Genomic DNA, 13,774 nt, shown 5'->3' with positions numbered 1-13,774 from the left:
GTCCTCACTTCTTGTCGGCCGCGCGCGCCGCATTGACAGCGGTGGCATCGCGCAGGATGTCCTGCAGGTAGAGGTTGCCCTCGGTCACCACGGTCTCGCCTTCCTTCACGCCTTCCAGCAGTTCGGTGGTGCCCGGCATGGTCACGCCCACGCGCACCTGGCGGCGCTGGAAGGTGTTGGCGGCGGTGCGCACGAAGACATAGTTGCGGTTGTCGGCCAGGAACACGGCCTTGGACGGCACCGCGATGCCTTCGAACGATGCCGCGGGCATGCGCGCCGTGACGAACATCTCGGCCTTCAGGCGGCGCCCTGGATTGGGCACGCTCAGCCGGACCTTGATGCTGCGTGCGGTCGGGTCGACATAGTCGGCGATCTTGACCACGGTGCCGGTGAAGGTTTCGCCGGGGTAGGCGGCGGTGACTACCTGCACCATGACGCCGTCGCGGAACAGGCTGAGGTCGGACTCCGCCGCATCGACCTGGGCCCACAGCGTGGTCGGGTCGGTGATCAGGAACAGCGGCGCGGCTGGCGGCTGGTCGGGGCGCAGCTCCATGCCCTGGTTGATGTTGCGCTCGACCACCAGGCCATCGATCGGGCTGCGCAGCGCGAAGCGCTGGTTCACGCCGTCGCTGCCTGCGGCAGCGCCGTACTGGCGCAGTGCCGCCTGGGTGCGCTGCAGGTCGGCGGCAGCGCGCGCCGCGTCGGCCTGCGACTGTTCCAGCTCCTTCTGCGCGATGACGCCGGCGCCATACAGCTCGCGCTGGCGCGCCAGCGCCTTGGCCGCGACCGCGCTGTCGGCGGCGGCCTTGCGCGCGTCGGCCTGGGCCACGCCGAAATCCGGCGAGGTCAGGCTGGCCAGCGGCTGGCCGGCCTTGACGGTGGCGCCCGGCTGCACCAGGACCTCGGTCACGCGGCCGGCGAAGGGCGTGGACACGCGCACGGTCTTGTCTTCGTTCCACACCAGCCGGCCCGGCAGGTTCAGCATGCGCTCGCCGCCCGCCTTGGCGGGTTCGCCGGCAATGCCGGGCAGCGATTTCACGCTGGCCGGGAACTGGATGGTGTTGCCGCTGACCTTGGGATCGTCATCGGGCTTGGGCGGCTCGGACTTGCCGCACGCGGCAAGCACCAGCGCGCACAGCGCCACGGCGCAGACTGAAGACAGCCGTGCGGAATCGGCTGGGAAAACTGAACGACGGGTGCAGGACGTGCGGCGGAACATGCGTGACAAGTGAGACATGAAGAATGCGCGGGAACTGCGGGTTCAGGGACGTGCCTGTGAGGCCACGGGTGCGCCCGTGGTGGCAGAGGTCTCGGAGGTCTGTAAAGCGGCGCGGTAGGCCGACAACGCCTTGGCGTATGCACCCTGCGCTTCGACGGCATCGAGCCGGGTCTGGCGCAGCGCGCGGCGCGCGTCGAGCAGGTCGAGCACGCCGGTGGCGCCCTTGCTGTAGGCGAACTCGGCGCTGCCGGCGACGCTTTCCGCGGCGGGCAGCACCTCGTCGCGCATCTGGCGCAGCGACTGGCGCGCGGTTTCGAGCTGGCTGCGCAGCCGGTCGATTTCATTGCCGGCCTCCAGCATCACGCGGTTGCGGTCATCCAGCGCGGCGTAGTAGTCGACCTCGGCGCGGCGCGCCTCGCCGCCGTTGCGGTGGCGCACGAACAGCGGGATCGACAGGAACACGCCGAAGCTGTTGCCGGTGCCATAGGAGTTGGTGGGGGAGACCGGGTAGTGCTCGGCCTGCGCGCCGATGGTTACGTCAGGCACGCGTCCGGCGCGGGCCAGGTCGCGCGAGGCGGCCGCCGCGGCCAGGCGCGCCTCGGCGGCAGTCACGTCGGGGCGGCGCTCGAGCAGGTAGGGATCGGGTTGCGGCGCCTGCGTATCAAGCGCAGGCCAGTCGGCGAACAGGCGATTGTCGGACAGCGTGCCCGGCACCCCCATCGCCTGCGCCAGCGCTGCCTTGTCGCTGTAGTGGTCGGTCATGGCCTGGCGCATGTCGTTCTGCGCGCGCAACACGTCGAGCTGCAGCTTGTTCACGTCGGCGCGCGCCACGTCGCCGGCCTTCAGGCGCGTCTCGCTGGCCTGGCGCGTGCGCTCGTACAAACCCAGCGTTTCCCGGAGCACCGCCACGCGTTCCTGGCTGACCAGCGCCTCGAAGAAGGCCTGCTCGACCGCCGCGGTCTGCTGCGCCACCACGGCCTGCACCGCCTCGCCCGCCGCGGCGCTGGCCTTTTGCGCGGCATCGACGCGCAGGTTGCCCTTGTTGGCGGTTTCGATGAGCTGGTCGACGCGCAGCTTGGAGTCCACTGTCTTGCTGCGCAGGTTGCCGGAGCCGACGCCGGCGTGCGGGTTGATGTTCTCGACACCCAGGCTCAGCACCGGGTTGGGCCGCTGCGACGCGATCTGCACATCGGCCTGGCTGGCTTCCACGCCGCGCCGCGCGGCAATGATGGTGCGGTTGCAGCGCAGCGCGTCGAGGCGCACCTGGGCCAGCGTCAGCGTGGCGCCCGCGGGCGGTGGCGTGCAGGGACCGGCCGAATCGGCGGTATCGGCTGAAGGCTGGGGTTCGGCGGCAATGCTGGCCGCGGGTGTGGCGAGAATGCCCAGCAGGAACAGGGTTCCCGCGGCGGCACGGGTAAAGACGACAGGCACGGTCAGTCAGGCTCGGTTCGAAAGCGGTTTGCGGTCAACGGTCTGCGGTAAACGACCGTGCCCGCCAAGCGGTGCACCGACGGACGAGTTTTCATCCGTCGAGGCGGCTGTCTCCGCGGCCGCCCGGCTGGGCCGTCTTGCCGCACCCTCGCCCGTTGTCCCGATGTTCGAAACGCCACCCGGACACGATCTCCCGACGGCATTCAAACCGAATCGCTTTACAAACGGCTTTCATATAGCTGACAAAAGCCTTTAACTGCGTGAAAACTCCATTCCCGTGCGACTTCGATCAAAAAAGCAAACGGCCCGGGAATCGCCGACGCATGGGTCAGCGGCTTCCGGGCCGTTATTCAGCTTTGGCTATTGTGGCGGGGCCTACGCCTTGACGCGGTCGTCCAGCCCCAGGCTGCGCCCGATGATCTCTTTCATGATCTCGCTGCTGCCGGCGTAGATACGCGAGATCCGCGCATCCGCGTACATCCGGCAGATGCGGTACTCCTCCATATAGCCGGCGCCGCCGTGCAGCTGCACGCCCTCGTCCACCACGCGCCCTTGCAGCTCGGAGGTCAGCAGCTTGGCCGACGCCGCCGTCTCCACCGTCAGCGTGCCGGCGTTATGCTGCAGCACGCACTGGTCGACAAAGGTCTGGATCGCGTCGAGCTGGGCACGCAGCTCGGCCAGCTTGAAGCGCGAATTCTGGAAGGTGCCGATCGGCCGGCCGAAGGCCTTGCGCTCCTTGACGTAATCCAGTGTCAGGTCGAACGCCACCTGCGCCGACGCCATGTAGCCACAGGCGCCAATCAGCCGTTCCTCGGCCAGGTGGCGGGTCAGGTAGCGGAAGGCCTGGCCGGGCTCGCCCAGCACGTTGGCCTTGGGCACCTTGACGTTGTCGAAGAACAGCTCCGAGGTGTCCTGCGAATGCAGGCCCATCTTGCGCAGCTTGCGGCCGCGCTCGAAGCCCGGCATGCCGCGCTCGACGATAAACAGCGTCAGGCCGTGGCTGCGCTCGGGGTCGGTGCGCGCCACCACCACCACGTAGTCGGCCAGCTGGCCGTTCGAAATATAGGTCTTGGCGCCGTTCAGCACCCAGTGGTCGCCGCGATCCTCGGCGCGAGTGCGGATGCCGGCCAGGTCGGAACCGGTCTGCGGCTCGGTCATGGCGATGGCGAAGATGGCCTCGCCGCGCGCCGCGGCCGGAAGCAGGCGCAGGCGCTGCTCTTCGTTGCCGATGCGGCCGATATACGGCGCCACCAGGCGCGAATGGAGCGTGCCGAAAAAACCGGAGTCGCCATGGCGCGCGTTTTCCTCGATCAGGATTTGCTCATAGCGGAAGTCGTCGACGCCGGCGCCGCCATATTTCTCGTCGGCCCACATCAGCAGGTAGCCCTGCTCGCCGGCCTTGCGGAACACCTCGCGGTCGACACAGCCCTGCTCGCGCCAGCGCTCGCCGTGCGGCCCGACCTCGCGCTGGTAGAAGCGGCGGGCGGATTCGCGGAAGGCGTCGTGTTCGGCTTCGAAGATCAGGCGTTGCATGGCTGGCGTCCCCTTCTGGTTTGATGTGCGGATCGGTTGAGTGTCTGCCGTGCCGCTTGTCTGAGGTTCGTCGGAAAAGATGATTTTTCTACCAGCCGTGCCCGCGCCGGGATTGCCGGGACAGGCCATTCAATGCAATTTTATTGATATGAACCTGCGATAGCTTTCATTTACCCACGGGCATGCTTTGTGCCGATACTGGAAGCTCAGACACCTATTCGATGGAGCGGGAAAGCATGGAAGCCATCCTCTGGATTGCGCTGGCGCTGATGCTGGTGGCGCTGGGAGGCACCGTCACCTGGCTGGTCGGCACGCGGGTACCGGAGCCGGTATTCGAGCGCGCGCAGCGTCATGGCCGTTTCGCCGGCCTGGAACCGAGGCCGCCCCGCCGCCCGCGCGGCGGCAAGCGCGTGCGGCAATACCGGCTGGTGCCCGGGGTCACGCCCGGCTGGGCGGGGTTGGCCCAGCCCGTGCCAGTGCGCGCCTGATGCCGGTGGCTCCGGCTATAGCGGCACGTCCCAGCGCTGCGACCAGTCAGATTCTTCGCGCACGATATCGCGCAGGATGCGCACGGCCTCCTGCGTCGTGCCGGCTGGCTTCCTGGCGCAGACCAGGAACACCGGATACGAGAATTCCGATGCGCTGTCGACGCGCTCCAGCACGCCGGTGTCCAGGTAACTCTGCACGACCCGCGTCCGAAAATAGCCGCTGCCGCCGAACTGCAGGATGTACTGCAACGCCAGCGGCCCCAGGTTGAAGTACAGCGATGCGCGCGCATGCTGGGGCAGCACGCTGTCATGCTGGCGCCGGAACTCCGGCCCCCAGTCGACGTAGACATAGGGACCGTCGCGCTGGGTCGAGCGGATCAGGATCAGCGTTTCTTCCATCAGCGCCTCGACGTGCATGCCGGGCGCATACTCAGGCTGGTAGACCAGCGCCGCATCGAGCGTGCCCGACTGCAGCTTGTACTGCAGCGCCTCACCCTCACCCACTTCAGCGCGCACCGCCAGCGCCGGCATCTGCTGGCGCAGGCGCGTGGCCCACAGCAATACCAGCGGATTGCCCAGGCTGATCTCCGCGCCGAAGCGGAACAGGCTTTCCAGCCCCGCCGGCAGCGGCAGCTCGCGGCACGCCGCCTCCCAGGTCTGTACCAGCTGGCTGGCATAGCCCAGGAAGCGCTGGCCGTCGGCAGTCAGGCGCGCGCCGGCCTTGTTGCGGTCGAACAGCCGGCAGTTCAGCTGTGACTCCAGGCTCTTGATACGGGCCGTGACCGCGGTTTGCGTGACGTGCAGCTTGTCGGCGGCCGCCAGCAGGCTGCCGGTACGCACGACTTGCAGGAAGGTGCGGGCGAGTTCGATGTCCATGGTCGGGGCTGCATTGGGCCGATGTGAGGCCGATGTGACGCATTGTAGGCAGATCCCAACCGAGAATCGGAAATCTCTCGATGACTTCCTCGGACCCCGCTCAACGGACTGGCGGCTTTGCCGACACCGGTCGCACCGCCGCGCCGGCATCTCCGCTAGCCGGCCCACGCGCCTCGCGCGGCTGCCGCAGTGGCGCAATGCCTTCCGGCTCCTGCCATGCCACGCCATTGTCATAGCCAGTGGACACGGCCTCGAGGTAGCCGGGGGCGAATTTCTGTTCAGGGGTGACAGCCACGACCACCGGGGTGGCGGGCTGCGGCGCTTCGACCTGTGCGCAGGCGACGCTGTTCAGGCACAGCCCCAGTATGCGCAGCAGCGCGATGGCGCGGCGCGGGCGGTGCAGCAATGTCTTTTGCGGGCGCGATGCGGCCTGCCCGCGTTGGCAGGGGGATTGGGGGTTCATCGGTGTTCTCCGGGAAGCCATTGCTGGCGGGTGGGACAACGAGCATCGGCGCCGCGCTCGCTCTCCATTCCGCAATGACCGTGCCACCACCACTGCGCCGCCTGCAGCGGAGTGTGGTGCACTTTCCCGGGCCTTTCCCACGATCACCCGTTGGGACCGGACCGACGACCAGCGAAAAGCTGTCGGTATCCCTCCAACACCGCCCGCAGTTCAGGGCTTCACGGCCGCGGCCAGCACCGCCGGCATCGGCACCTCGAAGCCGCTGCCGCGCATATAGCCGGCGACCGTACCGCGCAGCACGGCCCGGATTTCGTCGCGCGCCCGCGGGGTCTGCGCGCGCAGCGTGGCGGCTGCGCGCACGGTGCCCTGCGCCAGCGCATCGAACAGCTGGTCCGGCGTGGAAAAGCGCCACACCTGGTGCACGTGCCGGCACGACGCGGCGACAAAGCCGGCCTGCTGCAAGGCGCTGCGGCACTGGTTGGGATCGCTGAAGAGAAAGAAATTGGGCCCCGCCGGCAGGTCGACTTCCATCGAGCCATAGGCGCGGATGGCGGCATAGACCGCGCCGAAGCCCACCGCGCGCTCGGGGGCATCCCACACCGTGAAAGCGATGCGCCCGCCGGGACGCAGCACGCGGAAGGCTTCGCGCAGCGCGGCATCGGGATCGGACAGGTGGCACATGCCGAACCCGTTGACCACGACATCGAAGCTGGCGTCGCCAAAGGGCAGCGCCTGCGCGTCGGCCTGCTGGTAATCGATGTCGGGATAAAGCTTGCGCGCCAGCTGCACCTGCGCCATCGAGAAATCGATGCCAATGGCCTCGGCGCCGCGCCGCGCCGCCGCCGCGGCAATATGCCCCGAACCACTGGCGACATCGAGCACGCGCAGCCCGCTGCCGGCGCGCGCCTCGTCCAGCAACGCCCCGATCGATTGCCGGGTCACGTGCGACAGGTGCTCCTGGTAGCGGCTGACGACTTCGGGGTCTTCCCAGCCAGCCAGCTCAAAGGCGCGAAACGAATCTCCGGTGTGATCCATGCCCCCCTCCCAGGCGTCGGTGTCCAGGCTGCGGTTTGCGCGGGGACGAAGCGGGCACGATTGATGCGCCGCGCCCCCCTCCAGGCGAAGTATAGTCAGCGCGGCGGTGCCCATTGCCAGGCAATGGCCAGGCAATGGGCTGCGCTCACGCGAAGCGCAGCGTAGCGACCCCGGCAGCGATCAGGCAGGCGGCGCCCAGCCGCGCCGGCCCCACCCGCTCCTTGAGCAACAGCCCGGAAATCAACGCGCCGAACAGGATCGAGGTCTCGCGCAGCGCGGCGACCGGCGCTACCGGCGCGCGCGTCATCGCCCACAGCGACAGTCCGTACGAAGCCAGCGTGCCGCTACCGCCGACCAGCGCGAAGACCCAGTTGCACCGCACATAGCCGGCCAGCGCCGCACGTCGAGACATCAGCGCCCACGCCGCCAGCGGCAGCGCGGTCAGCACGAAGATCCAGAAGGCATAGGCAACCGGCGCACCGGAGCGCCGCACGCCGTTGCCGTCTATCAGCGTGTAGCCGGCGATCACCACCGCGTTCAGCAGCGCCAGCCAGATGCCTTCACGGCTGGCCCCGGTACGCGCGCACGCGGCCGGCAGCACCGCCATCGCCAGGATGCCGGCGCTGATCACCGCGATGCCGCACCAGGCCAGCGCCGACAGGTGCTCGCCCAGCCAGGCCACGCTGGCCACGGCCACCAGCGGCGGCGCCGAGCCGCGCATCAGCGGATAGGTCTGGCTCATGTCGGCGACGTGGTAGATGCGCGCCACCAGCGCGAAATAGACCACATGCACGCCGACAGAAGCCGCGATAAAGGGCCAGCTGACAGGGGCGGGCTGCGGCAGCGCGGGCAAAGCCACGGCGGCGAGCAAGCCGGCCGCCATGGCGACCATCACGGTCGACAGCATCTTGTCGCCGCCGCCCTTGACCACCGCATTCCAGGCGGCATGGAGGAAGGCGGCAAGCAGGACGACGGCGAAGACGGTCAGGGACATGGCACGGACGCGCGCAGCCGCGCGGGATCGGAGCGAACGGGGACCCGGCCCATTCTAGTGGCGCGGCCGCGCCGGCGCTGGCCGGCATGGGCACGGCCTTTACTTCGCTCCGCTCACACGCCAGACGACATTGCCGACGTCATCCGCCACCAGCAGCCCGCCGCGCTTGTCAATCGCCACGCCCACGGGCCGGCCGCGCGCATTGCCCTCGCCGTCGACAAAACCGGTCAGCACGTCGAAGGGCGCGCCGTGCGGGCGGCCGTTGTTGAACGGCACGAAGATGACCTTGTAACCCGCCAGCGGCCGCCGGTTCCAGGACCCATGCTGGCCCACGAACATGCCCTCGTTGAAGCGCGCCGGCAGGCTGTTGCCGGTGGCCGCCGCGAGTCCGAGCGCCGCGGTGTGCGCGCCGACGGCGTAGTCAGGCACGATGGCCCTGGCCACCAGGTCCGGCGCCGGCGGCTTGACGCGATTATCGACATGCTGGCCGAAGTAGCTGTACGGCCAGCCATAGAAGCCGCCGTCGCGCACCGAGGTAATGTAGTCGGGCACCAGGTCGCTGCCGATCTCGTCGCGCTCATTGACCGCGGTCCACAGCGCGCCGGTGACCGGCTCCCACGCCATGCCATTGGGATTGCGCAGGCCGCTGGCAAAAATGCGGTGCGATCCGTTCCTGGGATCGACCTCCCAGATCGCGGCGCGGCCTGCTTCCTTGTCCATGCCATTCTCGGCCACGTTGCTGTTCGAGCCCACCGTCACGTAGAGCTTGCGGCCGTCGCGGCTGGCGATGATGTTCTTGGTCCAGTGGTGGTTGAGCGGCCCGCCGGGCAGGTCCACCACCTTCTGTGGCGCCGCGGCAATCTGCGTCTGGCCGGGCTGGTACGGGAAGCGCAGCACCGCGTCGGTGGCAGCCACGTAGAAATCATTGCCGACCAGCGCCATGCCGAACGGCGAGTTGATGTCCTTCAGGAATATCGAGCGCTGGTCGGCAACGCCGTCGCCGTTGCTGTCGCGCAGCAGCGTGATGCGGTTGGCGCTGGGCGTGCCGGCGCCGGCACGCTTCATCATCTTCTTCTTGATCCAGCCCTTGATGCCCTTGCCGTCGTCGGGCTTGGGCGGGGCATTGCTCTCGGCCACCAGCACGTCGCCATTGGGCAGCACGTAGACCCAGCGCGGATGATCGAGCTTGTCGGCGAAGGCGGTCACCGCCATGCCCTCGGCCGGCACCGGGCGCTGGCCTTCGGCCCAGCCGACGGCGGGCGCGATCTTGACGGTGGGGATGGCTGTCTGGTCCGGCGGCGGCAGCTGCGGCGTGGGCCCGAAGCCCGCCTCGGAGGGCAGCTTGGCCGATTCGCCGCACGCGCCCAGCGCCACGGCGGCACCCGCCAGCAGCGCTGCGCCGCACCAGCGGGAAGACCAGCGGAACGAAGACGGGAAGGGCTTGGGCAGCGGCATGGTCCGGACTCCTCGGGCAAGGCAGGATGCGCCCGCTTCTGGACTATAGGAGCGGGCCGGCAGCCCCTCTGTAGGCGTCCGGGAAGCCCCGGCGTAGGACAATGCCCACGCCCGCCCCGCTTGCGGCGGCGCTCAGCCCCGATGCGGCGTATCCAGCCCCTTCACCACCGCCGGACGCTGCACGAACGCGTCCAGCGCGCGCCGCACGTTGGCGAAGTCCTTGAAGCCGACCAGGTCGCCTGCCTCATAGAAGCCGACCAGGTTGCGCACCCATGGGAAGGTGGCGATGTCCGCAATGGTGTACTCGTCGCCCATGATCCACGCGCGGCCGGCCAGGCGCTGCTCGAGCACGTTGAGCAGGCGCCGGCTTTCCGCCACGTAGCGGTCGCGCGGACGCTTGTCTTCATAGGCCTTGCCGGCGAACTTGTGGAAGAAGCCGACCTGCCCGAACATCGGCCCGATGCCGCCCATCTGGAACATCAGCCACTGGATGGTCTCGTAGCGCCGCGCCGGATCGGCCGGAATCAGCTTGCCCGACTTCTCGGCAAGGTACAGCAGGATCGCGCCCGATTCGAACAGCGGCAGCGGCTTGCCGCCCGGGCCGTTGGGATCGAGGATCGCGGGGATCTTGTTGTTCGGGTTGAGCGACAGGAATTCCGGCGAGAGCTGGTCGTCGGTGTCGAAGCGCACCAGGTGCGGCTCATACGGCAGGCCGGTCTCTTCGAGCATGATCGATGCCTTGACGCCGTTGGGCGTCGGCAGCGAATAGAGCTGGATGCGGTCGGGGTGCTGCGCCGGCCATTTGCGGGTGATCGGGAAGTCGGAAGGCTCTGGCACGTGGGCTCCAGTGGCGCGCTGCCCGCAGCACGGCGGGCAACGGATGGCGGAAACGGAGGATGATAGCCCGCCGGCGCAATCCGTGCCGGCGCCCCGCTCCAGACACAAAAGGGGCCCCGCAGGGCCCCTTCTTCTTCATGCCAATCTGGCTACCCGGCTTACACCGTCACCTGGTCAGCCACTTCCTTGAAGTCCTCGATCTGGTCGAAGTTCATGTACTTGTAGATCTTGTCGCCATTCTGGTTGATGACGCCAATATCGGCCATGTACTCGTCCTTGGTCGGGATGCGGCCCAGACGCGAGCAGATCGCAGCCAGTTCGGCGGAACCCAGGTACACGTTGGTGTTCTTGCCCAGGCGGTTCGGGAAGTTGCGGGTGCTGGTCGACATCACCGTGGCGCCTTCGCGGACCTGTGCCTGGTTGCCCATGCACAGCGAGCAACCTGGCATTTCGGTGCGGGCACCGGCGGTGCCGAACACGCCGTAGTGGCCTTCCTCGGTCAGCTGCTTCTGGTCCATCTTGGTCGGCGGAGCCACCCACAGCTTGACCGGAATGTCGCGCTTGCCTTCCAGCAGCTTGGAGGCTGCGCGGAAGTGGCCGATGTTGGTCATGCACGAACCGATGAAGACTTCGTCGATCTTGGCGCCGGCCACGTCCGACAGGGTCTTGACGTCGTCCGGGTCGTTCGGGCAGGCCACGATCGGCTCATGCACGTCGGCCAGGTCGATCTCGATCACGGCGGCGTACTCGGCGTCGGCGTCCGGCTCCAGCAGCTTCGGCTCGGCCAGCCAGCCTTGCATCGCCTGGATACGGCGCTGCAGGCTGCGCGGATCTTGATAACCCTGGGCGATCATCCACTTCAGCAGCGTGATGTTGCTGTTGATGTATTCGATGATCGGATCCTTGTTCAGGCGCACCGTGCAACCGGCGGCCGAACGCTCAGCCGAGGCGTCCGACAGCTCGAACGCTTGCTCGACCTTCAGGTCGGGCAGGCCTTCGATTTCCAGGATGCGGCCCGAGAAGATGTTCTTCTTGCCTTGCTTGGCCACGGTCAGCAGGCCTTGCTTGATCGCGTACAGCGGAATCGCGTTGACCAGGTCGCGCAGGGTCACGCCCGGCTGCATCTGGCCCTTGAAGCGGACCAGCACCGATTCCGGCATGTCCAGCGGCATCACGCCGGTGGCAGCGGCAAAGGCGACCAGGCCCGAGCCTGCAGGGAAGCTGATGCCGATCGGGAAGCGGGTGTGCGAGTCGCCGCCGGTGCCGACGGTGTCGGGCAGCAGCATGCGGTTCAGCCACGAGTGGATCACGCCGTCGCCCGGGCGCAGCGAGATGCCGCCGCGGGTGCTGATGAACTCGGGCAGGGTGTGGTGCGTCTTGACGTCGACCGGCTTCGGATAGGCGGCGGTGTGGCAGAACGACTGCATCACCAGGTCGGCCGAGAAGCCCAGGCAAGCCAGGTCCTTCAGCTCGTCGCGGGTCATCGGGCCGGTGGTGTCCTGCGAGCCCACCGAGGTCATCTTCGGTTCGCAGTAGGTGTTCGGGCGGATACCCTTGCCTTCCGGCAGGCCGCAGGCGCGGCCGACCATCTTCTGCGCCAGCGTGAAGCCCTTGCCGGTATCGGCCGGGTTCTGCGGCAGGCGGAACAGCGTCGACGGGGCCAGGCCCAGCGCCTCGCGCGCCTTGGCGGTCAGGCCACGGCCGACGATCAGCGGAATGCGGCCACCGGCGCGGACTTCGTCAAACAGCACGTCCGACTTGACCTTGAACTCGGCGATCACGGCGCCGTTCTTCAGGGCCTTGCCTTCATACGGGCGCAGCTCGACCACGTCGCCCATTTCCATCTGGGACACGTCCAGCTCGATCGGCAGCGCGCCGGCGTCTTCCATGGTGTTGTAGAAGATCGGGGCGATCTTGTTGCCCAGGCACACGCCGCCGAAGCGCTTGTTCGGGATGAAGGGGATGTCTTCGCCGGTGAACCACAGCACCGAGTTGGTGGCCGACTTGCGGCTGGAACCGGTACCGACCACGTCGCCCACGTAGGCGACCAGGTGGCCCTTTTCCTTCAGCGATTCAATGAACTTGACCGGGCCGCGCTTGCCGTCTTCTTCCGGCTGGAACGCCGCGCCTTCGCGCTTGTTCTTCAGCATGGCCAGCGCGTGCATCGGGATGTCCGGGCGGGTGGTGGCGTCCGGGGCCGGCGACAGGTCGTCGGTGTTGGTTTCGCCCGGCACCTTGAACACGGTGATGGTCAGGCTTTGCGGGACTTCCGGGCGGCTGGTGAACCACTCGGCGTCGGCCCAGCTCTGCAGCACGGCCTTGGCATTGGCGTTGCCCTTGTCGGCCTTTTCCTTCACGTCGTGGAAGGCGTCGAACATCAGCAGGGTCTTCTTCAGCGCGTCGGCGGCGACGGTGCCGACTTCGGCGTCGTCCAGCAGCTCGATCAGCGGCGAGATGTTGTAGCCGCCCAGCATGGTGCCGAGCAGTTCGGTGGCCTTGGCGCGGGAGATCAGCGCGCACGTTTCCTTGCCCAGGGCGACAGCGGCCAGGTAAGAGGCCTTGACCTTGGCGGCGTCATCCACGCCGGCGGGGACGCGGTTGGTGATCAGCTCGACCAGGTTCTGCTCTTCGCCGGCGGGCGGGTTCTTCAGCAGTTCGATCAGCTCGGCCGTCTGCTTGGCGGTCAGGGGCAGAGGAGGGATACCAAGCGCGGCGCGCTCGGCCACATGTGCGCGATAGTTTTCAAGCATGGGAACCTGCTGAGTAATTAGGTTTAGAAAATCTTCTGTTGACGTCGCGATTGTAGTCCTTCGTCGGGTTCTGGTCAAATGTCTTATATCTTATATAAGAGTTGTGGTTGGAAAACTTAAGTAAATCAATGGGTTTTTGGATGTAAGACCGTGGGGAGTTGCATGGGGGCTACCTGAGTAGCGTAGTAGGGAATGGGGGTGGGGGGGCTGGTTTATGCCTGCGGCTTGGCATCTGGTAGATGTTGATATGCCCTGGTTTCGCCCCTAAAGGGGCGACCTACTTTTGCCCGAGCGGCAAAAGTAGGCAAAAGCGCGTCGCCTGCGGCTGGCTGAGCCAATTTGGCGCTTCCGGTCATATGGGCGGCTTTGGTCTCAGTGACGCGTGGTCCCGGTTCGACCCTGCTACGCCAGGTGAGTGAGTGTGGGTGCCTGGCGAATTCCCACTTTTGAACGATCCCCAGGACGGACGTAGGCCGCCTGCTGCCGGCGCTCTCGCATCATCGCCTTCGGCTGCGCTGCGCGCGGCTCAGTATCGCGGGGGAGGCGGCTGGGGCAGGACTGCGTCGCTGCGCTCGCACGACGTTATCGCTGGTGATATCCCCTGAAAACCGCAGGCGGACCTGTCCGTATTTTTGTGTGCGAGGCAGTTTTGAATTCGGTTAGCCTCGGGCTGCGGTAAATCGCTCGCCATAC

The 13,774-nt window shown here is 67.4% G+C and carries 11 protein-coding genes; 1 reads left to right on the top strand and 10 read right to left on the bottom strand.

Annotated elements, in window-relative coordinates:
* Positions 1-4: 4 nt before the first annotated feature.
* The 3 genes from J8I34_RS21295 to J8I34_RS21285 form a co-directional block, all read right to left on the bottom strand.
* The gene (locus J8I34_RS21295; protein WP_371748114.1) at positions 5-1,237 is read right to left on the bottom strand and encodes an efflux RND transporter periplasmic adaptor subunit; all 1,233 of its coding nucleotides are present in this window, start codon (positions 1,235-1,237) and stop codon (positions 5-7) included.
* Between the two features lie 24 nt (positions 1,238-1,261).
* Complete coding sequence (locus tag J8I34_RS21290; protein ID WP_209806917.1) at positions 1,262-2,650, bottom strand: TolC family protein; 1,389 nt, start codon at positions 2,648-2,650, stop codon at positions 1,262-1,264.
* 375 nt (positions 2,651-3,025) lie between these two features.
* Positions 3,026-4,183, bottom strand: a complete 1,158-nt coding sequence (locus J8I34_RS21285; protein WP_209777141.1) for an acyl-CoA dehydrogenase family protein — start codon at positions 4,181-4,183, stop codon at positions 3,026-3,028.
* A gap of 236 nt (positions 4,184-4,419) precedes the next feature.
* Here J8I34_RS21285 and J8I34_RS21280 point away from each other — a divergent pair, with 236 nt between their 5' ends.
* A complete protein-coding gene (locus J8I34_RS21280) occupies positions 4,420-4,671 on the top strand; it encodes a hypothetical protein (protein WP_209806916.1) in 252 nt (83 codons plus the stop codon).
* A gap of 15 nt (positions 4,672-4,686) precedes the next feature.
* Here J8I34_RS21280 and J8I34_RS21275 read toward each other — a convergent pair whose 3' ends face one another.
* The 7 genes from J8I34_RS21275 to acnB form a co-directional block, all read right to left on the bottom strand.
* Entirely contained in the window at positions 4,687-5,547 is an 861-nt protein-coding gene (locus J8I34_RS21275; protein ID WP_029047100.1) for a LysR family transcriptional regulator, read from the bottom strand.
* 100 nt (positions 5,548-5,647) lie between these two features.
* A complete protein-coding gene (locus J8I34_RS21270) occupies positions 5,648-6,010 on the bottom strand; it encodes a hypothetical protein (RefSeq protein WP_209806915.1) in 363 nt (120 codons plus the stop codon).
* A 210-nt stretch (positions 6,011-6,220) separates the two neighbouring features.
* On the bottom strand, positions 6,221-7,045 hold the full coding sequence (locus J8I34_RS21265) for a class I SAM-dependent methyltransferase (protein ID WP_029047098.1): 825 nt from the start codon (positions 7,043-7,045) through the stop codon (positions 6,221-6,223).
* A 145-nt stretch (positions 7,046-7,190) separates the two neighbouring features.
* On the bottom strand, positions 7,191-8,039 hold the full coding sequence (locus tag J8I34_RS21260) for an EamA family transporter (RefSeq protein WP_209777138.1): 849 nt from the start codon (positions 8,037-8,039) through the stop codon (positions 7,191-7,193).
* Between the two features lie 99 nt (positions 8,040-8,138).
* Entirely contained in the window at positions 8,139-9,494 is a 1,356-nt protein-coding gene (locus tag J8I34_RS21255; protein ID WP_245176050.1) for a PQQ-dependent sugar dehydrogenase, read from the bottom strand.
* Between the two features lie 132 nt (positions 9,495-9,626).
* Positions 9,627-10,331: a glutathione S-transferase N-terminal domain-containing protein gene (locus J8I34_RS21250; protein ID WP_029047095.1), complete on the bottom strand. Its 705-nt coding sequence runs from the start codon at positions 10,329-10,331 to the stop codon at positions 9,627-9,629.
* A gap of 158 nt (positions 10,332-10,489) precedes the next feature.
* Positions 10,490-13,081, bottom strand: a complete 2,592-nt coding sequence (gene acnB, locus J8I34_RS21245) for a bifunctional aconitate hydratase 2/2-methylisocitrate dehydratase (protein WP_209806914.1) — start codon at positions 13,079-13,081, stop codon at positions 10,490-10,492.
* Positions 13,082-13,774 lie beyond the last annotated feature (693 nt).

The organism is Cupriavidus phytohabitans (assembly GCF_017815025.1).
GTDB lineage: Bacteria > Pseudomonadota > Gammaproteobacteria > Burkholderiales > Burkholderiaceae > Cupriavidus.
The sequence above is the reverse complement of the archived record's forward strand: the minus strand, read 5'-3'. Positions and strand labels throughout refer to the sequence as shown.

Excerpts from the sequence above, each read along its gene's own strand:
- J8I34_RS21270 (WP_209806915.1), bottom strand. The coding sequence starts at position 6,010 with ATGAACCCCCAATCCCCCTGCCAACGCGGGCAGGCCGCATCGCGCCCG.
- J8I34_RS21275 (WP_029047100.1), bottom strand. The coding sequence starts at position 5,547 with ATGGACATCGAACTCGCCCGCACCTTCCTGCAAGTCGTGCGTACCGGC.
- J8I34_RS21280 (WP_209806916.1), top strand. The coding sequence starts at position 4,420 with ATGGAAGCCATCCTCTGGATTGCGCTGGCGCTGATGCTGGTGGCGCTG.
- J8I34_RS21255 (WP_245176050.1), bottom strand. The coding sequence starts at position 9,494 with ATGCCGCTGCCCAAGCCCTTCCCGTCTTCGTTCCGCTGGTCTTCCCGC.
- J8I34_RS21260 (WP_209777138.1), bottom strand. The coding sequence starts at position 8,039 with ATGTCCCTGACCGTCTTCGCCGTCGTCCTGCTTGCCGCCTTCCTCCAT.
- J8I34_RS21295 (WP_371748114.1), bottom strand. The coding sequence starts at position 1,237 with ATGTCTCACTTGTCACGCATGTTCCGCCGCACGTCCTGCACCCGTCGT.
- acnB (WP_209806914.1), bottom strand. The coding sequence starts at position 13,081 with ATGCTTGAAAACTATCGCGCACATGTGGCCGAGCGCGCCGCGCTTGGT.
- J8I34_RS21285 (WP_209777141.1), bottom strand. The coding sequence starts at position 4,183 with ATGCAACGCCTGATCTTCGAAGCCGAACACGACGCCTTCCGCGAATCC.
- J8I34_RS21265 (WP_029047098.1), bottom strand. The coding sequence starts at position 7,045 with ATGGATCACACCGGAGATTCGTTTCGCGCCTTTGAGCTGGCTGGCTGG.